We start from the raw sequence: 25,263 nt of genomic DNA, 5'->3' as shown, positions 1-25,263 counted from the left end.
CGTACGAAGTCTAGCACCAAGGAGACTGCGAAGAAAGCGCTTGAAGGATGGTACAAGAAGGTCACCAAGTCTACCCTTAGAGAGATTAAATCCGTAAAACAGTCTATCCAGCACTACGAGGACGAGATACTCAATTACTTTATCAACAGAGACACTAATGCTTCTGCAGAATCGCTCAACTCCAAGATGAAAGCCTTTAGGTCATGCCTGAAGGGAATAAGGGATATACCCTTCTTTTTCTATAGATGTATTACCGTCTTTGGTTAGGCAGCGGCATCCGCCCGCCACGGACAATCCCCCTTGGGCCACTATTTCCTTGATAAAATTGTGTCAGTATAAACCTTGACTTCCACAAATCTACAGGTAGGTACATGGTTTAGAATCGCGTGAACATCATGAAACGAAAAGGAGGCTGCCTATACGAGAATGATGAAGAAGATTAGGATGTTATTGGTTATCAAGCAGTTACAAAAATCATTATAAAAGTCGAGATTTTTTGACGCATATTTATCCGTATATTTATGTAATATAAATCACGAACAGCTTTATATTGTATGATTATTCACTAGCGACAGAGAAATTTCCAAGAAAGATACGATCGTATCTCTCGTAGATAATTTTCTAAACACGAAGCAGAGATTATTTTCTCCGTTGTTTCTGGAAGCATCTTCCATATTTTGACATGTCCGGATGGCATTTCCGACTATTCCCCTTCTAGAATCAAAATTTATTTGAAGAAAAAATGATGTCAATTTTGAGGTAATGAGCGTAATCATTACACATACAGATGACGAAGAACACGGGCGGAACGTCATCAATTATATCCCTACAAAAAAAGCCTCTCCCGCTGTGGGAGAGGCTCAAGCTAGTATAATTTTGATTGTTTTTTTTACAGGCTGAACTTGTAACCTACGGTGAACTGCAGCACGTTGTTGTAGCCGTCACCATTGTCGAAGGCCTTCGTCACGCCGATGTTGTAACGAGCATCGAAGACGAAACCAGCATACTCATAGGATGCACCTACAGGAATGGAGAGATCAACAGACTTGGCGCTGTTGAAAGGAAATTTACCCTCGTAACCATTGCCAGAGATCTTGTCGTTGACATTGAAACCCGGCTGAATACCAGCCTTGATGGCCAGACCAGGAACGATGTAGTAGTTCAGCGTGATAGGAACGTTGATGTAGTCTTCTTTCATCTTCACATCATCATTATCCTTTAACTTGAATCCCTGCTGCGAGTAGAGCACGCCGGCAGCGAGACCCCAGTTCTTGTCAATCTGATACATGCCTTCAACACCACCTGTGAAGCCGGCCTTCCAGTCGTTGTCGCCAATGGTAGTAACGTTCAGACCAACCTTCGGCTGAAGGGAGAAGGTACCAGCTGCAGGCTGAGCCATTGCAGCAACACCGGACAGCATCATAGCTGCCATAAGCATCATCTTTTTCATTGTACTTATTTTTTAGTTTAACGATATTATTCTCTTATTGGAGGGACTTCATCGGTCCCCTTCTTTGTTTTGACGCTGCAAAGATACGGCGATATTTGTAACGCCGCCGATGGTTTTCCCCTACAAGGCGATAGGGTTTTCCCTATTAATGCCGCGGGGATGTTTGCGCTTTTTCATGGCGTGCCGTAGAGTGCTTGCGCTTTACAAGCGCAAGGTGGAGGAACATGATAAATCATGTCTCTACGAAAAAACTGCCTATCCGCAGAGTAACTCTCTGCTTGACAGGCAGTTTTATTTTACGTTTTACATTTTACGCTTTAGAAGTTGTAGTAAACACCGAAGGTGACGTTGTTGCCGTCAAGGTCTAAGCCCCAAGCGTCATTAGCCTTGGCACCATCAACATCATCCTTGCTCTCCTTCCATCCGAGGAAACCTACATGAGCGACGAAGCTGACCTTCTTGTTCAGATTCACCTCGATACCCGGTTTCAGACCAACGTTCCACTGATTAACAGAAGCATTATCTGTATTGTGTGCGTGGTTATAATGTGCATAACCGAAACCACCATCAACGAAAGCGTTGATATACTTCGTGTGAACGAAGGTATAACGAACATAGGGATCAACCGTGAAATAGTTGCGAGACTCGCCCTCGATATTGACGGGCTTGCCCTTGCCCCAACCAATCGTAGTACCGATGGCCCAATCCTCGTTGATGTTGTAACCGATCTCGGGGAGAACACGATACGTGGTCACGCTCTCAGCGTCACCCTGCTTAGAGCTGGCAACACCCAGTTCACCACCTACGAATACCTGTGCGTTTGCGCTTACTGTCATGGCAACAGCAGCGACCAGAGTCATGATAAACTTTTTCATTTCTGCTTAAATTTAATGTTTTGTTATCAATACAATCTTTTCGGATTGCGGGGCAAAGATAACCAAAAAACCAATAGGGTACAAATATTTCTCTTCTAAAAAGCAGTTTTTCTCCCCTATTGGCTTCATTATATGATATAAATCAATTCTTTGGGGAGTTATTGTCCTCCGAGGCGGTCGAAGAAGGTAATGATCTCGTCCCACGTCTTAAACTCATCACTGCCATAGGCGATCGACGTACCCATGAAGTTCTCGTCGGGCTCACTGTCGATGGCATAATCGCCATATAGCAGTGACTTCTGATTGCAAAAGATCACATGATCATAGGCCGGCACGTTGAGATATTCCTCACACCACTCCTGCACGTGGGTCAACGCCGCGTGGTCGTTGGTAGGCGCCGGAGCGACGATATACACCTGATAACGGGCGATGAGCATCTCGTAGGCCTTATGCATCGATGCCGTGGGGTGGTCGTAGCCATCGTGAAGCGTATTATAGTGGATATAAACGATGGGGCGCTGACGGTCCTCCTGCTTGTCGTCGATCCAGCGGATGACAGGCACGAGGGAGTGGATGGCAACCTTGTCAATGAGCCGGTGCTCACCATGGAAGCTGACGGCATGGGGATAATGGGCGTGGAAGAGGTCGAAAGTGTGGACCACGGGATCGTGGTCGCCGAAGAGGCCCCACACACGCTGCTGCTCCTCAGTGGTGACGCCGGAGAAGCAGTGCTGTGTCATCTCACCATATTCCTTGATGAGCCCCTTCGTCACCATCAGCTCCTGCACGCCATCCTTGCGGGGGTTCTGAAATGTCTGCTTACCCGTCATCGGCGTCATCGTCTTCTGCATCTCAAAGGCGGGATTGACGAGGATACGGTCGGTGCCGTAAAGCATCTCCGTGTACATGCCGCCCATCGACGAGCCGATGATGAGGTCGGGCTGCTCGCGCTCCACCATGTCGCGGAGCATCGCCATAGCCTCCTCGGGATGCACGGGGATATCATCGGCCACGACGGTAGCCTGGGGCATGAGTTCCCGCAGCAACTTCACCGTGCCGCTCTGCCCCGACGACAGAAAGCCGTGGACATACATGATTTTCTTGCCCGACATCAGGTCGGGGAACTGTAAGATATAAGGATTTGTTTCCATCATTATTTACCACTTCAAATACCCATATTTTCCCTTATACCAAATCTGAACGGCATTGATGAGATTCTGCCATACCACGTAAATACACGGACAGATGGCGGCATAAGGATTGAGGAACGACAGCGTCAGCCAGATGCCCACCACCGTATTCTTCTGTCCCAGCGCCTGACCGGCACCGATACTGTCGCCATAATGATGGCCCACGATCTTACCGATGGTAAACTGCAGCACGCAGAGCACGAGGGGGATGAGGGCGAGCATGAAGAGCATGAAGCCACTCACCGGCACCGAGAGAATCTGCTTCAGTGCCAGCCCCATGATAATTGTGAGGTTGAAACTCCAGATATAAAGACTGAGGTTATGAAACTGCTTGAGCCACTCCACGAAGCCCTTCAGCCAGCGGCGCGAGAAGACGGCGCAGACGAGCGGAAGGATCATCACCTCCAGCACCCGCTTCAACACCATGAGAAAAGCCATCATGAACGTGACATTGGCGCCCTTCTCCACCAAAGGGAAGAACGTCGGGATGATGATGACGGTGACGGCATTGGCGATGAGGAGATAGACCGTCAGCGACCCGATGCTGCCGCCGAGCTTCTCCACGATGACAGGTGCCGCGGCTGCCGTGGGACAGATACAGGAGATGAAGATGCCCTCACAGAGAATCTTCATGTCCACGGTTGTACAGAGATTACAGGCGATGACGGCAAGCCCGGCGAGGGCCGTGCGGATGGCCTGAAGGATGAAATGCCATTTCCGTGGCCGCATATCGTGGAAGTTCATCTTGCAGAACGTGATATACAGCATCAGGAAGATATTGATCGGCAGAAGGTCGACAAGGAAAGGACCGACGGCATCGCCCACAGGCTCCAGCACGCCGATCCGCGAGAAGAGCAGATAGACGATACCGCCGACGACGAGGGCCCACAACAGTGTCCAATCCTTTAATAATCGAATGATTTTCATACGCGTATGCTTTCTCGCATGCAAAGTTACGCACTTTTCCCCGAATTATTAAATATTTCCCCTGGATTTTTCTACCGTCATCGTGGATCTATCTGCCACCATTATCTATTTTCTATTCTCCATTATCCATTATCCATTATCCATTATCTATTATCGAAGATTATGCCTCCCCCATTTTCTTGTTCATGCGGGCCTCAACGACATTCACGATATAGTCACCAAGCTTCTCGCACTCCTGGATGATATCCATATACATCGTACCGATGGCATACGTATATTTATCCTCCTCAATATCGTTGATGTTCTGAGCCCGCAACTGGTTACGGTAGTTGTTGATCTCATTCTCGATATTGAACGAGCGGTTGACATCGACATTGCTCTTCGGATGGTTGAACATATAGTTCATCTGCGTCAGCGCGTCGTCGGTCAGCTCAAACATCTGATGGATATGCTCATACTGATCACCCGTGAAGTCCTCCTTGCCCGCCTTCTTGCGGTTCAGCGTACGGGCCATGTTATAGCAACTGTCGCCGATACTCTCCAGCTCACTGATCTCACGGAGCATAGAGCGGATCTTCGCCTTCGTGTCATCACTCAGATGGGCGTCACTGACCTGGTCGAGGTATTTGGCGATCTCGATTTCCATATTGTCGGAGATACCCTCATATTTCTCTATGCGCGTGAAGAGCTTCACGAACTTCTCCTCATTCTTCTCACCCAGCAGGTCACGCACCATACCGAACATGCGCTGGATACGCTCGGCAAAAGAGGCAATCTCTTTCTGTGCCTCGAAGACGGAGAGCTCCGGGGTCTTCATCAGACCACTGGAGATGAAACGCAGGCGGAACTCATCCTCCTCGCCGTTCGGCTTCGGCTTCCATACCCAACAGCAGATCTTCGCCACCTGCTTCACGAAGGGCAGCAGCACGATGGTGTTGGTCACGTTGAAGCACGTATGGAAAGCGGCAAGGGCAAACGTCAGTTTCGTGGCCGACGGCACAACGGAGGTATTCGTGGGGTCGTAGCCGACGAAGCCACAGGCGAAATTGACGAAATGGCGGAAGATGCACAGCACCCATATCACGCCGAAGACATTAAAGAAGAGGTGCCCGAAGGCAGCACGCCGCGCCTCCGTATTCGCCGTGAGGGCTACGAGGTTGGCCGTCAGCGTCGTTCCGATATTCTCTCCCATGACGAGGGCAATACCGAGGTAGATGGGCAGGCCTCCCTGCGTACAGAGCATCATCGTGATGGCCATCAGCGCCGCGGAGCTCTGAAGGATACACGTCAGGATCGTACCGAAGAAGAGGAAGAGAAGAATGGTGAAGAAACTGTTCGGGTCAAACTGCGCGAAGAACGTCTGCAACTCTGAGAGCTGAACGGGCGGAATCTTCGACTCACCCAAGGTCGTCAAGGCCAGGAACATAAAGGCGACACCGAAGAGGAAGTCACCGATATAACGGTTTTTCTTGGAATAGATCAGCAACAGGCCGATGAGAAAGACGGGCCACACAAAATCACTCACTTTGAACGAGAAGCCCGCCGACATGATCCATGCCGTCAGCGTCGTTCCGATATTGGCGCCCATGATGACCGAAATGGCTTGTACCAGCGTCAGCAGGCCCGCATTGACAAACGACACCGTCATCACCGTCGTCGCCGTAGAGCTCTGTACGGCTACCGTGGTAAACATACCCGTCAGGACGCCCGAGACACGATTCGTCGTCATCGCTCCCAACACATGGCGCAGCTGTGGGCCCGCCATCTTCTGCAGGGCCTCGCTCATGATCTTCATACCATAGATCAACAGAGCCAGCGCACCCACAATCTTCAATAGAAGGATTGTCATACTCCTTAATTTAAATCAGAATCACGTTTGTATTTTTTGTAACAGCTGTTACATTTCTGTTGCAAAAATAAAAAAAATCCACGAGACCTCAAAATTTTCACAAGATTCTCTGCAACATTTCTTCTCCGTAGGGACAGGATTCATCGTGTTCCGCCCTCGCGCGACAACGCTACACACCACATAGATCCACTGCAGGGGCCGTCCCTTGTGGCGGCCCGATGCCGATACGGCATTCCATAGAGGGGATTATTCCCGGTTTAATTCGGCGTTTCGCCGACGGGCCGCCACAAGGGACGGCCCCTGCAAAGGATCATATATCGCCATACTTCCAAATAATAAAATATAAACGCAATACTTGTGCAAATGTCGTTAAGTCTCGGAATTCAGCCACACAAACATTTGGCCCAACCGGAAACAATGCGTAACTTTGCAACTGTCAAAAGGTTAATAGTAGTTTAGGTTATTAGTTTTAAGAAATTTGCTGTATAGGTTTTTAGTTAACGGTAATTGTTAGATTGTTAAGATAACAAGTTGTCGTGAGACAACAGTTTTCTCATAAATTCTCTCTTTAAGTTAAGCATAACGTAGTTTGCGCCACTTCCTGAGTGCAGGGGGTGGCGCAAATGTTTTTGGGCATGCCGTCACGTGCTTGCGCTTTGCAAGCGCAAGGTTGCGCAACCCATTACTCAAAAAATCTTGCCAATCTTTATCACATCTCATTTATTTTTCGTAATTTTGGGCTGGAATATATTTCAAACATTATACGCTATGAAACCATTAGTCAGTATTATCATGGGCTCAACGAGTGATCTGCCCGTGATGGAAAAAGCATGTAAATGGCTCGAGAGCCAGGAGATTCCCTTTGAGGTCAACGCTCTCTCTGCCCACAGAACGCCCGATGCCGTAGAAGCCTTCGCCAAAGGCGCCAAAGCCCGTGGCATCCGTGTCATCATCGCCGGTGCCGGCATGGCTGCCGCCCTCCCCGGTGTTATCGCCGCCTCCACGCCGCTGCCCGTTATCGGTGTGCCTATCAAGGGTATGCTCGACGGTCTCGACGCCATGCTCTCCATCATCCAGATGCCACCGGGGATCCCCGTGGCTACCGTCGGTGTCAACGGCGCCCAGAACGCCGCTATCCTCGCCGCTGAGATGATGGCCCTCGGCGATCCCGAGATTGCCAAGAAGGTCGACGCCTGGAAGGCCGGTCTCGGCGCGAAGATCGAGAAGGCCAACAAGGACCTCGCTGAGATCAAGGACTATAAGTTTAAGTGTTAGTCCCAAATCCGTAACGATATGATTGATCTGTTCAATTATTCCCGTCGTCCTACCTCTACCGTACATATCGGTGCCCTCGACATGGGCAGCGATTTCCCCGTGCGCGTACAGAGTATGACGACAACGAACACCAACGACACCGAGGCCTGCGTCCGTCAGGCTGAGGAGATCATCCGCGCCGGTGGCGAGCTCGTCCGTCTGACGACACAAGGCTCCCGCGAGGCCGAGAATCTGAAGAATATCAATGCCGGTATCCGTGGCGACGGCTTCCAGACGCCCCTCGTGGCCGATGTCCATTTCAACCCCCATGTCGCCGATGTCGCCGCCCTCTATGCCGAGAAAGTCCGCATCAACCCCGGCAACTACGTCGACCCCGCCCGCAAGTTCATCAAGCATGAGTATACCGACGAGGAATACGTTGCAGAACTGCAGAAGATCGAGGACCGCTTCGTTCCCTTCCTCAATATCTGTAAGGAGCACCACACGGCTATCCGCATCGGCGTCAACCACGGTAGTCTCTCCGACCGCATCCGCAACCGCTACGGCGACACGCCCGAGGGCATCGTGGAGAGCTGTATGGAGTTCCTGCGCATCTGTAAGAAAGAGCATTTCGACGATGTCGTCATTTCCATCAAGAGTTCCAACACCGTCGTCATGGTCCGCTCCGTTCGCCTCCTCGTGGCAACGATGGACAAGGAGGACATGCACTATCCCCTCCACCTCGGCGTCACCGAGGCCGGTGAGGGTGAGGACGGCCGCATCAAGAGTGCCGTAGGCATCGGTGCACTCCTCGCCGACGGCATCGGCGACACCATCCGCGTCAGCCTCAGCGAGGAACCGGCAGCGGAGATTCCCGTGGCCAAGCACCTCGTCGACTATTTCGCACGCCGCAAGGGCCATCTGCTCATCCCCGCCACAGCCAACAAGGACTTCGATTGGCTTCGGCCGCAGCGCCGCGACACCGTCGCCGTGGGCAATATCGGCGGTGATCACGTTCCCGTGGTCATCAGCAGCCATCAGAAAGACGAGACGGAGGTGGTGTCGAATATCGACCAACGCCCCGACTACATCTATCTCGGCTCCGAGAAGCCGCGCCAGTTCAAAGCCGGACAGGACTATATCGTTGACTATAATGTCTACGATGCCTGGAACAGTGATCCCGCAACGACGGGAGCCCATCTGTGGCCGATCTTTCCCGTCATGGCCATGCCGCTGATGGCAGCCATCAAGGCTGACCGCAAGTTCCTCGTCCTACAGTTCGGTACTCCCGCCGAGGAATATCTCGCTTGTCTGAAGGCTCATCCCGAAGTGGTTGTCGTCTGCACGAGCAACCACCAGAACCGCCTCGGCGACCAGCGTGCCCTCGTCCACGAGATGATGAACGCCGGCGTAAAGAACCCCGTCATCTTCGCCGAGATGTACCGCCACAGTGCTAAGGAGAAGGAAGACCTCCAGCTCGAGGCCGCCGCTGACCTCGGCGCCCTGATGATCGACGGACTTACCGACGGCATCTGGCTCCTCAACGATGGCGATATCTCCGAACAGACGCTCGACGAGACGAGTTTCGGCATTCTCCAGGCTGCCCGGCTGCGCACGTCGAAGACGGAGTATATCTCCTGCCCCGGCTGCGGCCGCACCCTCTATGACCTCCGCGACACCATCGCGAAGATCCGTGAGGCCACGAAGGACATGAAAGGTCTGAAGATCGGAATCATGGGATGTATCGTCAACGGTCCCGGAGAGATGGCCGATGCCGACTACGGTTATGTCGGTGCCGGTCCGAAGCGCGTGAGCCTCTATAAGAAGCAGGTCTGCGTGGAGAAGAACATTCCCGAAGAAGATGCCGTGGAACATCTGCTCAGACTCATCAAAAGTGAAGAATTAAAAAAGTAGAGAATTAAAAAAGTAAAGCTACCGCAAAGGAAATAATAAAGAAAACTCCCGCCTATCCATCATCGGATAAGCGGGAGTTTTTATTGAGGTTTGTTTTTACTTCTTTACTTTTTTACCCTTTTAATTATTTCTTCTTTCCGTAAATCAGGTAAGCCACAGGGCTGGCGATGAAGATAGAGCTCAAGGTTCCGAAGACAACGCCGAGGATCATGGCGAAGCTGAAGGAGCGGATGCTCTGACCACCGAGGACGAAGATACATACCAACACGATCAATGTAGAGAACGACGTGTTGATGGTACGGGCCAGCGTCTCGTTGATAGAGTCGTTGAACAGTCCGCCGAGGTCTTCCTTAGCCTGGTTCGGATGGATGCGGAGGTTCTCACGGATACGGTCGAAGACCACCACCTTATCATTAATAGAGTAACCAATCACCGTCAGGATAGCGCCGATGAACGTCTGGTCAATCTCAAGGCTGAACGGAACGATCCCCCAGAGCAGTGAGTAAGCACCGATGACGAGGATCGTATCGAAGGCCAGAGCGACGATAGAGCCCACGGAGAAGGCGACATTGCGGAAACGTACGAGGATGTAGATGAAGATGGCCAGGAGGGCGAAGACGACGCTGATGATAGCGCCATTCGTGATATCCTTAGCCACGGACGGACCGACCTTCGTAGAACTGATGATGGAACCACCCTGGCGGATGTCCGGGTTCTTGAAGTCGTTGACATTCTTCTGTGTCACGAGGCCGGCAGCCTTCAGACTCTTATAGAGGATCGTCTCTGCCTGGTCGTCGATCGTAGGACTGTTGCTCTCGATCATCCAGTTGGTGGAGATACGCAGTGTCTTATGATCCGTACCGAGGGCAATGACGGAAGTGGTAGCGTGAGAGCCATCCTTGTTGACAAAGGCCTTGTCGACAATAGGACGAACGGTCTCCGGCTCTACCGGCTTCTCGAAGGTCAGCACATAGTTACGACCACCGGTGAAGTCGATGCTGCGGCTCAGGCCACGGACTCCGAAGGAGACGAAGCAGATGACGGCGACAGCGATCCAGATGGTGAAACTCTTCTTGCGCATACCCATGAAGGCCACGTGCGTGTTCTGCATGAGGTTCTTGGAGAGCTTCGTATAGAATTTCTGATTCAGCCACTTGTCATGACCGAGCTTATACTCGTAGACGAGACGTGTCAAGAACACGGCGGTGAAGAAGGAGCAGATAAGACCGATGATCCACGTCGTAGCGAAGCCGCGGATAGGACCAGTACCGGCAACGAGGAGGATGACACCCGTGATCAGAGACGTGAGGTTGGAGTCGAAGATAGCGGAGAACGCATTCTTGTAACCGAGCTCCAGGGCTTGCTTGATGCCCTTGCCGGCTCGCATCTCTTCCTTGATACGCTCATAGATCAACACGTTGGCATCGACGGCGGTACCGAGCGTCAGCACGATACCCGCAATACCCGGCATCGTCAACGCACTCTGGAACGACGCTAGGATACCCATCGTAAAGAAGAGGTTGAAGAGCAATGCGAGGTTAGCCATCATACCCGGGATGAAGTCGTACATGGCAACCATATAGATCATCAACAACACGAAAGCGATGACGAAGGAGATGAGACCCTGCTGGATGGACTGAGCACCGAGAGTAGGACCGACGACCTCTTCCTGTACGATACGTGCGGGAGCGGGCATACGACCGGACTTCAACGTGTTGGCCAGATCCTTGGTCTCCTCAATGGTGAAGTTACCGGAGATCTGAGAGCTACCACCGTCAATCTCCTGATTTACGCGCGGAGCAGAATAGACGACGCCGTCGAGGACGATAGCGATGGCCTTGCCAATGTTGGCCTTCGTCATCTGTGCCCACTCACGGGCGCCTTCGGAGTTCATCGTCATGGAGACAACGGGATGGTTCATCTGGTCGAACTCATCCTTGGCATCGGTGATCACATCACCCTGCAGCGGTGCCTGACCGGTAGGCGTCGTCACCTTCAGGGCATAGAGTTCGTAAACATTCTTCACGCTCAGACCGTCGGCAGGCTTGGCGCCCCACAGCAGTTTGAGGTCAGAGGGGAGGATGCGCTTAGCGGTAGCGCTATAGATAATCTTGTTGACAGCAGCGGTATCACGAACGGAGCAGTAACCGACGAGGGCCAGCGTCTGACCACCCGTGAGCTGCAGACGGGAGAGCAGCGGGTTGCGCTTGATGGCAGCGGCAGTAGCGCTCTCAGCACTCACATTAGCCTTGTTGTTGGTCTTGCCGAGCTTGAACTTCGGCTCAGCGGCCTTGGTCTTAGCCACCTCCTTGGCAGCCTTGGCCTTGCTCTTGGCAACGGCAGCTGTATCGGAAGCGTCATGACCACCATTGGCCATGGCCTGATCGAGCTGCTGGAGATAAGGAGCGACCTCCTCGGAGTTGTAAGTTTCCCAGAACTCGAGGTTAGCACTACCCTGGAGGAGCTTACGCATACGCTCGGGCTCACGGATACCCGGCATCTCCACCATGATACGGCCCTGCTGGCCTTCGAGCTTCTGGATATTCGGCTGGACAACGCCGAACTTATCAATACGTGTGCGGACTACGTTGAATGAGTTGTCGATGGCATTCTGAATCTCCGTACGCAGCGCTTTCTCCACCTGGGCGTCGGTACTCGTCGGAGAGACCTTGCCCTGGAGTTCCTGCGTGGCGAAGATTTCTGCCAACTTATGACCCTGGGCATTCTTGTGATAAGCGTTGATGAAGAGGGTGAGGAAATCCTTCTGAGAAGATTCCTCCTCGACGCGGGCTTCCTTCATCGATTTCTCAAAAGCCATGTCGGTCTTGTGGTCAGCGAGGTTCTCCACGACATCAGGCACAGAGATCTCGAGAATCACGTTCATACCACCCTTCAAATCCAGACCGAGGCCGATCTGTGTCTCGAGGCAGTTCTTGTAAGAGTAGACGCCTAAATACTTCACAGAATCAAGATAATCCTGCTGGGCAATAGGGTCTTTGATCTTCGCAGCCTGACTGTCATAGTAGCTCGTAGCTACAGAGAAAGACAGGTAGAAGATGCTTGCGAGCGTCAGTAAGACGGCAACACAAATAACTAATCCTTTGTTTCGCATTTTTTGTTTTATTTATGATTTTTATTTTCAGCTTTTTGATGTTCGCGCATAATATCGTGCAAAAATACACATTTTTTATCAAATCTCGAAATTTCAAAGGTTTTATTCGCTCTTCCGACCTCATTTTCTTTGTTTTTTCAGCCAACAACGGATCGGATAATGGTCTGAATCCTTCATTTTCGTGTCTACACGGCATTCATAGGGTTTGAAGAAACGGTTGCAGAAGATGTGGTCGATGCGTACGAAGAAGCCGTTGAGATGATAGCTGATGCCCGGGCCCGTAGCCGTGGTGACATAGCAGTCGGTGAGGCCGCGGCCGATGGTGCGGTGGGCGTAGGAGATGGGACTGTCGTTGAAGTCGCCACAGACGATGAGGGGATAGCGGCGGTGCCGCTCGATGAAGGCATGGACGCTGTCGGCCTGTGGCCCGCGGATCTTACAGCTCTGGGCCAGTTGGGAGAGGATCAGCCGTGAGGTATGACGGCTCTGATTGATATTCTCATCTCCCTTGATCATCTTCTTAAACCCATCGCCGACGGTATTGCTGAGTCCCGTTGTCTCGAGATGATTGTTGATGACGATCACGGTATCGCCGTCTATCTTCAGGAAGAAGGCACCGGAGCAGTTACCGCGACTAGCATAGGGGATGAGTTGTTTCTTGATAATCGGATATTTGCTATAAATCACGGAGACATCAGCTTTCAGATAACGTGGTGTCAAGATAGAGTCATGGTAGGCGTAAGCACTGTCGAGGACAGCATCTATCTCCGCACGGCCAAGCTGTGACTCCTGCAGACAGACGATGTCGGCCTGCGAACGGGCGATATAATTGACAAGATCCATCTGCACCTCTCCTTCATGATATCCGGCACCAAAGTTATTCGTATTGAAAGAGAGGATCTGGATGCAACTGTCGGGATGTTCGGGGGAAAAGTTTACGGGGCAATAAGTTCTCACGGGACCATAGGCCAACAACATTCCGATGATGGGAATCCAGGCGCCGCGCTTGCGGAAGAAGAGCCAGAAGACAAGAAAGAGGAGGTTCAGAAAGAGAAATACAGGAAACGAGAGGCCGAGAGTAGAGAGTATAGGATGGTCTACGGGATTCAGCCGGTCGCTGTATCCCGTGACGACCATCATCACAATGGTCCCGATATTGGCGCCACCGATGATGCCGCCGATCAGCCCTCCTCCGGGGCTATTCTTTCTCTTGCTCAATGTTCTTTCTCAATGATTTTATTAACATGATCATGTCCCGCCCCATGACATTTGCGCTTCCTTGCGCTTGCAAAGCGCAAGCACACAACGGCAGGCCATTCAACAACAGCGCGCCATTCGATAACGGCAGGCCATTCAACAACGGCAGGCCATGACGTAGGGGTTATTTACTTTGGTCGAAGAGCTTCTGCTTCTCCTCCTTTGTCAGACTGTCATAACCGCTCTTGCGGATCTTGTCGAGGATACGGTCGATCTCGTCCTGCTCCGCCTTCTTCTGCGCATTATAGTCCCAGTCTTTCTGTTCCTCCGTCTTCGGCTCCTCCTGATGGTGCCCCCCGAAGGACCAACTGCCGCCATTACCGCCAAACGCCGTATCATCATGACGGTTACGGCCTCCGAAGACATTCTTTACCTTTGAGAAAGCGTCATGGCCGCGCATCTTGCCGTATTGTCCCTGTTGCTTGTTCCAGTGACGGATCATGAAATAACCGAAGACCATACCGCCGAGGTGTGCGATATGCGCCACGGAGTCGCCGGGCTGTGAGAGTCCCATGTAGAGTTCGAAGGCGGCATATCCCATTACGAAGTATTTCACCTTGATAGGGACGGGCAACGGGAAGATAAAGATGCGCTCATTCGGCATCAGCATACCGAAAGCCAACAGGATGGCGAAGATAGCGCCCGAGGCGCCCACCGTCGTCCAGAGATTCAAATACTGTTCTACGGGCATATTTCCGACATTCGGGATCGTGACATACTGATATTGCGCCAACCCCTGGGAGACATAAGAGATATACTGAGCAGCCTCCTGGAAGAGTCCGGCACCGACGCCGCAGGAGATATAATAGAACAGGAACTTCTTTCCGCCCCAGATCTGCTCCACCACACAGCCGAACATCCAAAGGGCAAACATATTGGAGAGGATATGTCCCCATCCACCATGCATAAACATATAGGTGAAGAGCTGGTAGACATGGAAGTCAGGAGCCATAAAGAAGTGGAGACCACAGACATTATTGAGATCGATGGTCGACTGCAGGCCCAGCATGGCGAAAAAGCACAAGAAGTTGGCAATGAGCAAACTCTTGGTAACGGCGGGAATACGAAACATATTTTGTTCTGATTAAATTCTTTTTTCGCCCGCAAAATTACGAAAAAAACCTCGTAAAAGGGCCTAACAAGGGCTTTTTACGACTTTTTTTATTAAAATTACTCATTTTTTTCGGTGTTTTGTTGTCAATTACAAAAGAGTTTTCTAAATTTGTGCCATTAAAAAGACAAAATCAACATTCAATACACAATTAAAAACTAGAAAATTATGAACAAGACAGAATTAATCGACAAGATTGCAGAGAAGTCTCAGCTCACCAAAGCTGACGCAAAGAAAGCCCTCGACGCTACCGTAGAAGCCCTGAAAGAGGCTCTCGTCGCTGGTGATAAGGTACAGCTCGTAGGTTTCGGTACGTTCAGTGTCAACGAGCGTCCGGCCCGTGAGGGTATCAACCCCGCTACGAAGCAGAAGATCCAGATTGCTGCCAAGAAGGTGGCTAAGTTCAAAGCTGGCGCTGAGCTCGCTGACGCTGTGAACAAATAATAGCCTCACCTCGTAGGGACATGATTGATCATGTTCCGACAAATGGGGAAAAATATAAAAAGACAGAGCAACAGATTTTACATACAATTGTTTCATCTGTTACTCTGTCTTTTTTGCGTGAGGGCGGAACATAATAAATTATGTCCCTACATTATTTCGGCTGCTTGCCGATATAGGCGAGGATACCGCCGTCGACATAAAGGATATGTCCATTGACGAAATCACTGGCATCACTGGCGAGGAAGACGGCGGGACCCATCAAGTCCTCGGGCGTGCCCCAGCGCGCTGCCGGTGTCTTGCTGACGATGAAGGAATCGAAGGGGTGGCGGCTGCCGTCGGGCTGACGCTCACGCAGCGGCGCTGTCTGCGGTGTGGCGATATAGCCGGGACCGATGCCATTGCACTGGATGTTGTACTCGCCGAACTCGGAGCAGATGTTTCTCGTCAGCATCTTCAGGCCACCCTTGGCGGCAGCGTAGGCGCTGACGGTCTCACGGCCAAGCTCGCTCATCATCGAACAGATATTGATGATCTTGCCATGACCTTTCTTTTTCATTCCCGGGATAACGGCCTTGGAGACGATGAACGGTGCGTTGAGGTCGATGTCAACGACCTGACGGAAATCCTCCACGCTCATCTCCTCCATCGGAATACGCTTGATGATTCCAGCGTTGTTGACGAGGATGTCGATGGTACCGAGTTCACGGTCGATATCCTCAACCATCTTCTTCACCTCATCTTCCTTCGTCACGTCGCAGATATAACCCTTGGCGTCAATGCCCTTGGCCTTATAGTCGGCGAGGGCCTGGTCCATGTGCTTCTGTGAACGGCAGTTGAACGCGATCTTCGCGCCAGCCTGGGCGAAGGCCTCAGCGATGGCGAAACCGATGCCGTAGGCGGCACCCGTGACGAGTGCCACCTTCCCTTCGAGGGAGAAATTCTTACTGAATGTGTCCATTTTGATTTGTTTTAATTTATTGGTGTAATAACTGTAGATTCACCTGCGGTGCCAGTACGTTGCTGACCTTCTCCGTATAGGCGGAGATGGTGGCAGAAGCCTTGACCTTGATGTCCTCCACATTGTCGCCGAAGAGGAAGTCATACTGTCCGGCATCCACCTTCCACTCGCTGTTGGCGGTGTCGAAGGACGCAAGGTCACGGCGCTGGATCGTCATCTTCAACGTCTCACTCTGACCGGGCTTGAGCATCTTGGTCTTGGCGAAAGCCTTCAGTTCCTTTGCGGGCTTCTCATAAGCACCCTTCGGGGCATGGACATAGACCTGTGCCACCTGCTTTCCACTGACCTTTCCGGTATTCTTCACGGTGACGGCAAGGGAGATCTTGTCGCCGTTGACTTTTACGGACGGCGCACTCATGGAGAAGGTCGTATAACTCAGGCCATAGCCGAAGGGATAGGCGACATTGCGGCGGAAGGTATCGAAATAGCGATAGCCGACATAGATGTCCTCCTCATGATTGGTATAGTTAACCCCTTTCATATAGCCACCGGCAATCTTATCGGTGAGGTTGTAATAGTCGGGGGTCTGCGGGAAGTTCTTCGTAGAAGGAACATCATTGATATCGATGGGCCATGTTGCCGTGAGATGGCCGGAGGGATTAGCCTTTCCCGTGAGAACATCGGCGACACTGTTGCCGCCCTCCTGACCGGGCTGCCAGGCTACGAGGATCGCGTCGGCGCGGTCACGCCACGAGGCGGTCTCCATGACACTGCCGGAGTTGAGGATAACAATGACGGGCTTGTTCTGCGCATGGAAGACGGCGCTGACACGCGCGATCATATTCTTCTCCTGATTCGTGAGGTTGAACTCGGTATTGACGTCACGGTCCATGCCCTCACCGGCCTGACGACCGATGGTGATGATGGCGGCCTGCGCCTCCTGAGCTGACTGTGCGGCACAGCGCTCGGTGATATCGATCTCGTCGAGCTTCGGTTGGCCCTGATTGAGGAACCACATCTCCGGGTTCTTATCGGCCTGCAGTTTAGCCTTGGCATATTTCACGTAGCTCTGATAGATCTCCGTGAGCTGGTCGGTGGTCTTGATACCGGCATTCTTCAGACCCGTGAGCATATCGACGACATAAGGCACGTTGACACAGCCACTGCCGAGGCCGCCGCTGAGGAAATCATAGCTGTTGACACCGAAGAGGGCCACGGTCTTCACGTTGCTCTGCAATGGCAGAACGGGAGCAGCGCCCTGTGTCAGCGGCTCGTCTTTCAGCAGTACCATTCCCTCCACACTGCTCTGACGCGTGATGGCGGCATGAGCTTTCATGTCGGGCTTATTCGTATACTTATATTTCTTAAACTTCGGAGTCTTGACAATATATTCGAGCATGTTACGGACATTGCGGTCGACGTATTCCATCTTCAGCGTTCCGTCTTTCACGGCCTTTACGATATCCTCCACCTGAGCGGGATAACCCGGCATCATGAGATCGTTGCCGGCCGTAACTTCCTGACTCGTGGGCAGGTCTGCGCGCTTGCCGATCCAGTCGGTCATCACGATACCCTTAAAGCCCCAGTCTTTGCGGAGGACATCAGTCAGCAGGCCTTCATTGTCCTGGGAGTAGGTTCCGTTGATCTTATTATAAGAGGACATCAACGTCCAGGGCCGGGACTCGCGCACCATCTTCTCGAAGCCACGGAGGTAGAGCTCACGGAGGGCGCGCTGGCTGACACGCTCGTCGACACGCGTGCGGTCGCTCTCCTGACTGTTGACGGCGAAATGCTTGGCACTCACGCCGACGCCCTCACTCTGGATTCCCTTCACCATGGCCGTGCCGATCCATCCCGTGACGACGGGATCCTCACTGTAGTATTCGAAGTTACGGCCACAGAGCGGGCTGCGCTGCAGGTTCATGCCCGGTCCGAGGAGGACATCGACGCCATATTCGAGCGCCTCGTTACCCATGGCTTGTCCAACATGGTAAACGAGGTCGGTGTTCCACGTAGAAGCGAGACAGGTGCCCACGGGGAAGCCCGTGGCATAGAATGTCTGCGTCGTACCGTCACGGTGGGCGTCGATATGCACGCCTGCGGGACCGTCGGAGAGAACGGTGGCGGGGATACCGAGACGAGGAATGGCAACGGTAGTACCAGCGGCGCCGGCGACGAGTTTCTTCTGATGGCCGAGCATAGCGCCGGAGCCGACGAAGCCGTCATTGCCGCCGCCCACAAGGAGTTGTGCCTTTTCTTCCAGCGTCATTGCCTGAAGAACTTGATCGATATTGTCGGCGCGGAGCTGTGGAGCCTGGGCCGAGAGCGTTAAAGAAGTGGCGGAGATTGCCATTGTTAAAAGAATTTTTTTCGTTTTCATTCTTTAGTGATAATTCGGTTTCTAGATGTTCCTTTCGCAAAAGTACAAAAAATTCCTTGTCCATGCAAAGAGTTTATAGTTATTTTGTAATTTTGCACCATCATGGACATATTCTGTAACATCACAACCATAATGATGAAGGTTTTATTCTTCTTTTGGGTACTCCTCACCCCGCTGCATTGCTGGGGCGGCAACAAGGATTTCACGGTTTCGGCTATCCCCGATGATGTCTTCGCACGGATGCAGGGGAAGTCGTATAAGAAAGGCTGCACGGTGCCGCGCTCTGAGCTGCGGCTGCTGCGCTGTCTCATCAAGGACCGACAGGGCGTGACGCATCACGGCGAGATGATCGTCAACAAGAGAATCGCATGGAAAGTCATCGTCATCCTCAAGAAGCTCTATGAGGCGGGCTACCCTATCGAGCGCATGGAACTCATTGACAACTATAATGCCGACGACGAGACCTCCATGCGACACAACAACTCATCAGCGTTCAACTTCCGCTTCATCTCCCACACGCATAAGGTCTCGAAGCACGGCCTCGGCCTCGCCGTAGATATCAACACCCTCTACAATCCCTATCATAAGCGGTTGAAGAACGGCACGGAGGTCGTCGAGCCCGCCACGGGGCGCCCCTATCTTGACCGTTCCAGGAATTTCCCCTATAAGATCACGAAGGGCGATCTCTGTTACCGTCTCTTCAAAGCGGCCGGCTTCCGCTGGGGTGGTGACTGGAAGACGATGAAAGACTATCAGCACTTTGAATACTAATATGAACGGTATTGCCACCGTAGGGGCGGCCCTTGTGGCCGTCCTAAAGGGGAAAAATGTCACCGTGGTGTTAGGACGGCCACAAGGGCCGCACCCTACGGTGGGTGTTAGAGGAAAAATGTCACCGTGGCGTTAGGGCGCCCACAAGGGGTGCCCCTACTACGAGGGGGAGGGGCGACCACAAGGGGTGCCCCTACGGTGGGATGATTATCTCCGAAAACGGATATACGCACGGTCGTCGAAAGAACGGTTGCCAGCGACAAGACCTTTCGTGGCGAGAAACGTATGAATGTTCTGCGGATCATCATGTAGCTGACGCTGCAGCGCTTCCTCGCTCTCCGAGAGCGTAGGTTTCAGAAAGGGATAGCCGTCACTGGCGAGAACAATCTCATGAGCCCGCTCCACGGCGATCGTCTTTACACCAGGCAGAAAAACAGGATAACCATCGAGGACAGCATACTGTTTGTTCTGTCCCTCACGCATGGAACGGACGAGATCGGGAACGATCAGCGCCCTACCCTTCTCCGGCGCGTCGGGATCATCGGGATGCGCAAGGATATAACGGGCACGCTTCTCCGCATGCTCCCTTTCCGACGGTTTCCCGTTCTCATAAAGCACTCCGTCGACGAGACACTGGCAGTCGCCGATCATCCATATCTCCCTGCGAACATCACTATAAATGATGGCGGAGGCCGTCAGCCGCTCTTCGGGCGGAAGGACTTGATGATACTGTCTGTGGAGCACATCCGTGAGCGCCTGAATACATGTTTCACGCGAAACATCCGCCGGCAGCTGGCGTATGGCGTCACTGATGAGCAGCATGGCGTAGCGGCCGTTGCGCAGCGTGGGATGGATATGCCGCGGCGTCTTACTCGTACTGCCATCGATGACGGCAACGAAAGAAGGTGTCGTGACGATACCGTCCTCACAACGGTCGTCCGACACCTTTCCACAGAGATATTGTTCAATTATTTTCATCATTATCAATGGTATTGATTCCTTTGCAGGGGCCGTCCCTTGTGGCGGCCCGATGCTTTGCAGGGGCCGTCCCTTGTGGCGGCCCGATGCCGGTTACGGCATTTCTGATGGCGATAAATTCCCATTTGATTCGGCGTATCCGCCGACGGGCCGCCACAAGGGACGGCCCCTGCAAAAGGATATAACCGTGAATTGGATTTAATCCACTAAGCACTTGTCGAGTTCAGCGCAGATAGCGGCCTTGTCGAGGTTCTGCCCGATGAAGACAAGCTTCTGCATGCGGTCGCCGTATTTCTCGTCCCAGTCGGCGCGCAAGCCCGGCTCCTGGTCCATGAGCTTCTTCAGCTCATTCTTCGGCATCGTGGCATACCACTGACCGGCATTGCGCAGACCCACCTGTTTGCCGGCCTGTTCAAAGACATAACATGTGTCGGGCTCATCCTGGAAATAACAGATGCCCTTGCAGCGAATGACATTCTTCGGCCAGAAGCGTGCCACAAACTCGTCGAAACGACTGAGGTCGAAGGCAGGACGGCGCTGATAGACGAAGGTCTGAATGTTATACTCCATAACTTCGCCACCTTCCTCTTCCTCCTCATCGTGGTGGTGCTCGATCTCATCAATCCACGCAGCACTCGTGGCAACCTTATTGAAGTCGAAACGGCGCGTATTGATCAGTTTGTCAAGATCAACGTCCCCGTAATCGCACGTCAGGATCTCGGCCTTCGGCTGCAGGGCACGGAGAATTTCCTTCACGTGATTGAGGTCGTCGGCACTGACCATGGAGGCCTTGTTGATGAGGATAACATTACAGAACTCCACCTGCTGGATGACGAGGCTCTCGAGATCGTCCTCACCGATATTCTGTTTCAACAGATCGTTGCCATTGGCAAACTCATCGCGCAGACGGAGGGCATCGACGACGGTGACGATACTGTCGAGACGGGGCACGCCGTTCTTGATATACTCCGGTCCGAGGGTAGGAATGGAACAGATGGTCTGGGCGATCGGCGCCGGCTCACAGATACCACTGGCCTCGATGACGATATAGTCGAAGCTGCCGGTATTGACGATGTCGGCGAGCTGTTTGACGAGGTCCATCTTCAGCGTACAACAGATACAGCCGTTCTGCAGCGCCACGAGGCTGTCGTCTTTCTGGTCGACGACACCGCCTTGCTGGATGAGCGAGGCATCGATATTCACCTCACCGATATCATTGACGATAACGGCAAACTTGATTCCTTTCTTGTTCGACAGGATACGGTTGACGAGCGTCGTCTTACCACTGCCGAGATAACCCGTAAGGAGAAGTACGGGCACTTCCTTTTTCTTTTCCATATATAATGTAATCCGATTGCAAAATACTGAATGCTTCGTTATCCGATTGCTTTCAGCTTCTTTCCGTCCAAGTCATAAACAACAACCGTGCCATGTTCATAGGTCACCATCGTCGGCACATTGTTCTGTTTGGGAAAGGTAATGCTGCCCGTATTACAGAACACGGTGCCGTTGTCAGCACGATAGAGATGCCACAGATGGGTATGGCCCGTAAAGACATAGTCGTAACGGCCCGGCGGCAGATGATCCTCGTTGTAGACATGGCCATGGGTCAGCAGAAGCTTCTTTCCTTCGTCGACAAGCAACATATAATCCTGCATCATCGGGAAAGCGAGGAGCATCTGGTCCACCTCACTGTCACAGTTGCCGCGGATGGCGACAATCTCGTCGGCCATGGCGTTGAGCCGTTCGGCGATGCCGCGGGCGTCCATGCCCTCGGGCACGCGGTTGCGCGGACCGTAGTTGTGGATATCACCGAGGATGCAGAGCATGTCGCAGTGCTGCTCGCGATAGAAGGCCAGCGCCTTTTCCAATGCCGGCAGAGAGCCGTGGATATCGGAGAGAATTAAATATTTCATATCAATAGTTTTTTCGCCCTGCAAAAGTATAAATATTTTTTTGTAATTTTGCAAGCAGAATACAAAAATAAAGTCAAAATACTCAAATAAGAATTTTCAAAACATTACGATATGAGCAAGATCACGAAGATAGTCCTTACAGGAGGCCCCTGTGCCGGCAAGACGACGGCACTCGTAAAGATCAACGACCATTTCTCCGGCCTCGGATATAAGGTGTTCACCATCCCCGAAGTCCCCACGATCTTTCAGGCTGCGGGAATGGACTACCTGACGAGCAACAAGGATTTCTTCTTTCAGGGCGAGCTGTCGACGCTGAAGATCCAGCTGGCTTTCGAAGACCAGTTTCTGAAGATGGCCGAGACACTCTCCGAGCCCGTGCTTATCATCTACGACCGTGGCGTGATGGATATCTCCGCCTATATGAAGCCGGAGATGTGGCAGCAGATCATCAGCCAGCTCGGCTACACCACGCAGCAGCTGCGTGACGAGCGCTATGATGCCGTCCTCCACCTCGTCTCCGCCGCCGACGGCGCCGAACAGTATTATACCGTGGCCAACAACAAGGAGCGCACGGAGGGTATCGAGAAGGCGCGTCTCGTCGACAAGCGCGTCATCGCCGCCTGGACGGGACATCCCCATCTACGCGTGATCAACAACCACGATAATTTCGACAACAAGATTTTCCGTGTCATCCAGGAGATCAGCAGCGTCCTCGGCCTGCCCCAGCCCATCGTCGAAGAGCACCGTTATGTCGTGGAACTCACGGGTGAGGTGCCGGAAGCAACCACGACGGAGATCTCACAGATCTATCTCGTCACTTCCCCGGGCACGCAGATCCGTCTGCGCAAGCGCGTGAGCAATGGCAAGGAGGTGATCATCCATACTACGCGCAAGGTGACGCCGAATCATGAGATGATCGAGACGGAGCGGCAGATCAACAACAATCTCTATGAGTCCATGCTCCGCCAGGCTGATCCTTACCGCCATCCCGTGGAGAAGACGCGCCGCAGCTTTATCTGGAAAGGACAGTATTTCGAGCTTGACGATTACCACTCGCCCATCGATCACCTCATGATCCTCGAGACGAAAGGCGTCACGGAGCACGAGAGCGTCAACTTCCCACCTTTCATCCGTGTGGTGAAAGATATCACGGGCAATGCCGCCTATGACAACTACAACCTCGCATTGGGAAAGATTGAATAACTCTTTCCCTTTGTAGGTGGCCGCCATGTTGCGGCCACCTACAAAAGGATCTATGAATTTTACAGGTTATATAAAAAAGGAACCAATGAGACAACTGCTTATCCTCTTTCTGTCCCTCCTCTTTCTTCCGCTCACCCTTCAGGCGCAGCGCAAGGAAATCTCTGCCGCCCAAGACCTCGTCAAGAGCGGCAAAAACCTGGAGACGGCACAGGCAAATATGGAGAAACTCCTTAAGGACTCTGCCAACCGCACGAACCTGAAAATCTGGGAGACACTCTATGAGGCGGTACGCAAGCAGTATGAGCAGGGCAACGAGAAACTCTATCTGAAACAGCAATACGACACGGCAAAACTCTTCCGCTCCGTCAACACGCTCTTCTCCGTTGCCATCGCCATGGACTCCGTCGATGCCCGCCCCGACCGCCGCGGCCGTGTCCGTCCGCAGTTCCGCGACCACCATGCCGACTATCTCAACGCCATCCGCGGCAATCTCTTCTTTGGTGGCGCCTATTTCATCCGCAAACAACAGTATCCCGAAGCCTACTCCTTTTTTAATAGGTATATTGACTGTGTCCAACAGCCACTCTTCCGCCGTTTCGACTACGCCCATCACGACCGGCGTGTGCCACAAGCCGCTTACTGGGCCGTATTCTGCGGTTATAAGATGAAAGATACGAAGGCCTCGCTCCATCATACGTATTGGGCGTTGCAGGACACGGCGCATCAGGCTTACATGCTGCAGTATCTCGCTGAGACGTACCGGTTGGATAATGACAGTGCCCGCTATATGCAGACGCTGCAGGAGGGATTCCATCGCTATCCCCTCTTTCCCTTCTTCTTTCCTCGTCTCGTAGAGGGTTATGTCCGCGCCGACAGTCTGCCGCAGGCTATGGCGGTCACCGAAGAGGCGCTGAAGATCGCGCCCGCCAAACGGGAGTTCCTTTTCACGAAGAGTACGCTGCTGCTGAACATGGGCAAATACCGCGACTGCATCACGATCTGCGACTCCGTCATCGAGAAGGATGCCGCCCGGCTCACGGAAAGCAAGGACTCGGTGGAGCAGAAGAGCAAAGTGGATGAGAAAAGCATTGTGGCCGACAAGGACTCCGTCGTCTTCGCCGGTTTCTATCTCAATGCCGGTCTGGCGTATTACAACATGGCCGTCAATCTCGACAAGAACTACCAGTCGCAGCGCCGCAACCGTACGAAGATCCTGCAGTATTACGAGCGCGCCCTCCCCTATCTGGAGCGCTACCGCCGCCTGCGTCCTGCCGACCGCAAGCAGTGGGCCTTCCCCCTCTACACCATTTATCTCAATCTCAACAAGGGCAAGGAGTTCGACGAGATCAACAAGGTCATCTCCGCAACTGACGGCCAAAAATAAATAGGATTGATTAAGGTCAAGAAAAGGGGCTGTTTTTAGAAAATATGCAGGAAATATTTGTTGTTATCGAACACAATTCGTACATTTGCAATGTCAAAAGAAAAAACATAACACACACGGACCTCGTCGGAGGTCATAATAAAAAGATTAAAAAGGATAACAATTATGATGACAACAGTATTAATCCTCGCAGTCGTGGCAGCATGCATTGCACAGGCTGTCAAGGTGAGCGAAAAAATGGAAATGGGTAAGTAAATCCCATTCCTTCTTTGATTGACAGAATCGAAATT

20 protein-coding genes are annotated in these 25,263 nt (G+C 52.4%); 7 read left to right on the top strand and 13 right to left on the bottom strand.

Annotated elements, in window-relative coordinates; genetic code table 11:
* The coding region (locus tag G604_RS0110415) for a transposase (RefSeq protein WP_028910519.1) at window positions 1–267 on the top strand (267 nt) is incomplete at its 5' end.
* Window positions 268–889: 622 nt separating this feature from the next.
* On the opposite strand, the gene G604_RS0110405 is transcribed toward G604_RS0110415, so the two are convergent.
* The 5 genes from G604_RS0110405 to G604_RS0110385 form a co-directional block, all read right to left on the bottom strand.
* Window positions 890–1,450, bottom strand: a complete 561-nt coding sequence (locus tag G604_RS0110405) for a porin family protein (RefSeq protein ID WP_028910518.1) — start codon at window positions 1,448–1,450, stop codon at window positions 890–892.
* A gap of 317 nt (window positions 1,451–1,767) precedes the next feature.
* Window positions 1,768–2,325, bottom strand: coding sequence for an outer membrane beta-barrel protein (locus tag G604_RS0110400; protein WP_028910517.1), 558 nt, complete (start codon window positions 2,323–2,325; stop codon window positions 1,768–1,770).
* Between the two features lie 158 nt (window positions 2,326–2,483).
* Complete coding sequence (locus tag G604_RS0110395) at window positions 2,484–3,476, bottom strand: YqiA/YcfP family alpha/beta fold hydrolase (RefSeq protein WP_028910516.1); 993 nt, start codon at window positions 3,474–3,476, stop codon at window positions 2,484–2,486.
* Window positions 3,477–3,482: 6 nt separating this feature from the next.
* Window positions 3,483–4,442 carry a transporter gene (locus G604_RS0110390; protein WP_028910515.1) on the bottom strand — a complete coding sequence of 320 codons (960 nt, stop codon included), beginning with the start codon at window positions 4,440–4,442 and terminating at the stop codon, window positions 3,483–3,485.
* Window positions 4,443–4,602: 160 nt separating this feature from the next.
* Window positions 4,603–6,291 (bottom strand): Na/Pi cotransporter family protein, encoded by a 1,689-nt coding sequence (locus tag G604_RS0110385; protein WP_028910514.1) that lies wholly within the window; start codon window positions 6,289–6,291, stop codon window positions 4,603–4,605.
* 768 nt (window positions 6,292–7,059) lie between these two features.
* On the opposite strand from G604_RS0110385, the gene purE reads away from it, so the two are divergent.
* Together purE and G604_RS0110375 are read left to right on the top strand one after the other, a co-directional pair.
* A complete protein-coding gene (gene purE, locus G604_RS0110380; protein ID WP_028910513.1) occupies window positions 7,060–7,566 on the top strand; it encodes a 5-(carboxyamino)imidazole ribonucleotide mutase in 507 nt (168 codons plus the stop codon).
* Window positions 7,567–7,584: 18 nt separating this feature from the next.
* Window positions 7,585–9,459: a 4-hydroxy-3-methylbut-2-en-1-yl diphosphate synthase gene (locus G604_RS0110375; protein WP_028910512.1), complete on the top strand. Its 1,875-nt coding sequence runs from the start codon at window positions 7,585–7,587 to the stop codon at window positions 9,457–9,459.
* Window positions 9,460–9,583: 124 nt separating this feature from the next.
* Here the strand turns inward: G604_RS0110375 and secDF are convergent, their stop codons facing one another.
* The 3 genes from secDF to G604_RS0110360 all read right to left on the bottom strand — a co-directional run bounded on the left by secDF (window position 9,584) and on the right by G604_RS0110360 (window position 14,900).
* On the bottom strand, window positions 9,584–12,571 hold the full coding sequence (secDF, locus tag G604_RS0110370; RefSeq protein WP_028910511.1) for a protein translocase subunit SecDF: 2,988 nt from the start codon (window positions 12,569–12,571) through the stop codon (window positions 9,584–9,586).
* A gap of 120 nt (window positions 12,572–12,691) precedes the next feature.
* The gene (locus G604_RS0110365; RefSeq protein ID WP_231376138.1) at window positions 12,692–13,789 is read right to left on the bottom strand and encodes an endonuclease/exonuclease/phosphatase family protein; all 1,098 of its coding nucleotides are present in this window, start codon (window positions 13,787–13,789) and stop codon (window positions 12,692–12,694) included.
* A 163-nt stretch (window positions 13,790–13,952) separates the two neighbouring features.
* Window positions 13,953–14,900: a rhomboid family intramembrane serine protease gene (locus tag G604_RS0110360; protein ID WP_028910509.1), complete on the bottom strand. Its 948-nt coding sequence runs from the start codon at window positions 14,898–14,900 to the stop codon at window positions 13,953–13,955.
* A gap of 207 nt (window positions 14,901–15,107) precedes the next feature.
* Here G604_RS0110360 and G604_RS0110355 point away from each other — a divergent pair, with 207 nt between their 5' ends.
* Window positions 15,108–15,383, top strand: a complete 276-nt coding sequence (locus tag G604_RS0110355) for an HU family DNA-binding protein (RefSeq protein ID WP_028910508.1) — start codon at window positions 15,108–15,110, stop codon at window positions 15,381–15,383.
* Between the two features lie 151 nt (window positions 15,384–15,534).
* Here G604_RS0110355 and G604_RS0110350 read toward each other — a convergent pair whose 3' ends face one another.
* On the bottom strand, window positions 15,535–16,341 hold the full coding sequence (locus G604_RS0110350) for a gluconate 5-dehydrogenase (RefSeq protein ID WP_028910507.1): 807 nt from the start codon (window positions 16,339–16,341) through the stop codon (window positions 15,535–15,537).
* Between the two features lie 16 nt (window positions 16,342–16,357).
* Window positions 16,358–18,721, bottom strand: coding sequence for a glycoside hydrolase family 3 C-terminal domain-containing protein (locus G604_RS0110345; RefSeq protein WP_028910506.1), 2,364 nt, complete (start codon window positions 18,719–18,721; stop codon window positions 16,358–16,360).
* 132 nt (window positions 18,722–18,853) lie between these two features.
* Here G604_RS0110345 and G604_RS14150 point away from each other — a divergent pair, with 132 nt between their 5' ends.
* Window positions 18,854–19,492: a M15 family metallopeptidase gene (locus G604_RS14150; protein ID WP_196801119.1), complete on the top strand. Its 639-nt coding sequence runs from the start codon at window positions 18,854–18,856 to the stop codon at window positions 19,490–19,492.
* A gap of 207 nt (window positions 19,493–19,699) precedes the next feature.
* On the opposite strand, the gene G604_RS0110335 is transcribed toward G604_RS14150, so the two are convergent.
* From G604_RS0110335 to yfcE, 3 genes are all read right to left on the bottom strand, one after another.
* Window positions 19,700–20,473: a hypothetical protein gene (locus tag G604_RS0110335; RefSeq protein ID WP_231376136.1), complete on the bottom strand. Its 774-nt coding sequence runs from the start codon at window positions 20,471–20,473 to the stop codon at window positions 19,700–19,702.
* Between the two features lie 195 nt (window positions 20,474–20,668).
* The gene (locus G604_RS0110325; RefSeq protein WP_036905341.1) at window positions 20,669–21,808 is read right to left on the bottom strand and encodes a CobW family GTP-binding protein; all 1,140 of its coding nucleotides are present in this window, start codon (window positions 21,806–21,808) and stop codon (window positions 20,669–20,671) included.
* 38 nt (window positions 21,809–21,846) lie between these two features.
* Window positions 21,847–22,386, bottom strand: coding sequence for a phosphodiesterase (yfcE, locus tag G604_RS0110320; RefSeq protein ID WP_028910502.1), 540 nt, complete (start codon window positions 22,384–22,386; stop codon window positions 21,847–21,849).
* Window positions 22,387–22,497: 111 nt separating this feature from the next.
* Here yfcE and G604_RS0110315 point away from each other — a divergent pair, with 111 nt between their 5' ends.
* Both G604_RS0110315 and G604_RS0110310 read left to right on the top strand, forming a co-directional pair.
* The gene (locus G604_RS0110315) at window positions 22,498–23,589 is read left to right on the top strand and encodes an AAA family ATPase (protein WP_028910501.1); all 1,092 of its coding nucleotides are present in this window, start codon (window positions 22,498–22,500) and stop codon (window positions 23,587–23,589) included.
* 85 nt (window positions 23,590–23,674) lie between these two features.
* A complete protein-coding gene (locus G604_RS0110310) occupies window positions 23,675–24,973 on the top strand; it encodes a hypothetical protein (RefSeq protein ID WP_028910500.1) in 1,299 nt (432 codons plus the stop codon).
* The last annotated feature ends 290 nt before the right edge of the window (window positions 24,974–25,263 follow it).

Origin of the sequence: Prevotella sp. AGR2160, assembly GCF_000424185.1 — a bacterium.
Classification (GTDB): domain Bacteria; phylum Bacteroidota; class Bacteroidia; order Bacteroidales; family Bacteroidaceae; genus Prevotella.
This window is presented reverse-complemented; position numbering and strand designations above follow the sequence as displayed.

Bases quoted from the DNA above. Each gene is read 5' to 3' on its own strand.
- G604_RS14150 (WP_196801119.1), top strand. From the start codon at position 18,854: ATGATGAAGGTTTTATTCTTCTTTTGGGTACTCCTCACCCCGCTGCAT.
- G604_RS0110350 (WP_028910507.1), bottom strand. From the start codon at position 16,341: ATGGACACATTCAGTAAGAATTTCTCCCTCGAAGGGAAGGTGGCACTC.
- G604_RS0110335 (WP_231376136.1), bottom strand. From the start codon at position 20,473: ATGATGAAAATAATTGAACAATATCTCTGTGGAAAGGTGTCGGACGAC.
- purE (WP_028910513.1), top strand. From the start codon at position 7,060: ATGAAACCATTAGTCAGTATTATCATGGGCTCAACGAGTGATCTGCCC.
- G604_RS0110405 (WP_028910518.1), bottom strand. From the start codon at position 1,450: ATGAAAAAGATGATGCTTATGGCAGCTATGATGCTGTCCGGTGTTGCT.
- G604_RS0110310 (WP_028910500.1), top strand. From the start codon at position 23,675: ATGAGACAACTGCTTATCCTCTTTCTGTCCCTCCTCTTTCTTCCGCTC.
- G604_RS0110315 (WP_028910501.1), top strand. From the start codon at position 22,498: ATGAGCAAGATCACGAAGATAGTCCTTACAGGAGGCCCCTGTGCCGGC.
- G604_RS0110345 (WP_028910506.1), bottom strand. From the start codon at position 18,721: ATGAAAACGAAAAAAATTCTTTTAACAATGGCAATCTCCGCCACTTCT.
- G604_RS0110390 (WP_028910515.1), bottom strand. From the start codon at position 4,442: ATGAAAATCATTCGATTATTAAAGGATTGGACACTGTTGTGGGCCCTC.
- G604_RS0110325 (WP_036905341.1), bottom strand. From the start codon at position 21,808: ATGGAAAAGAAAAAGGAAGTGCCCGTACTTCTCCTTACGGGTTATCTC.
- G604_RS0110385 (WP_028910514.1), bottom strand. From the start codon at position 6,291: ATGACAATCCTTCTATTGAAGATTGTGGGTGCGCTGGCTCTGTTGATC.
- G604_RS0110375 (WP_028910512.1), top strand. From the start codon at position 7,585: ATGATTGATCTGTTCAATTATTCCCGTCGTCCTACCTCTACCGTACAT.
- G604_RS0110360 (WP_028910509.1), bottom strand. From the start codon at position 14,900: ATGTTTCGTATTCCCGCCGTTACCAAGAGTTTGCTCATTGCCAACTTC.
- G604_RS0110355 (WP_028910508.1), top strand. From the start codon at position 15,108: ATGAACAAGACAGAATTAATCGACAAGATTGCAGAGAAGTCTCAGCTC.
- secDF (WP_028910511.1), bottom strand. From the start codon at position 12,571: ATGCGAAACAAAGGATTAGTTATTTGTGTTGCCGTCTTACTGACGCTC.
- G604_RS0110395 (WP_028910516.1), bottom strand. From the start codon at position 3,476: ATGGAAACAAATCCTTATATCTTACAGTTCCCCGACCTGATGTCGGGC.
- yfcE (WP_028910502.1), bottom strand. From the start codon at position 22,386: ATGAAATATTTAATTCTCTCCGATATCCACGGCTCTCTGCCGGCATTG.
- G604_RS0110400 (WP_028910517.1), bottom strand. From the start codon at position 2,325: ATGAAAAAGTTTATCATGACTCTGGTCGCTGCTGTTGCCATGACAGTA.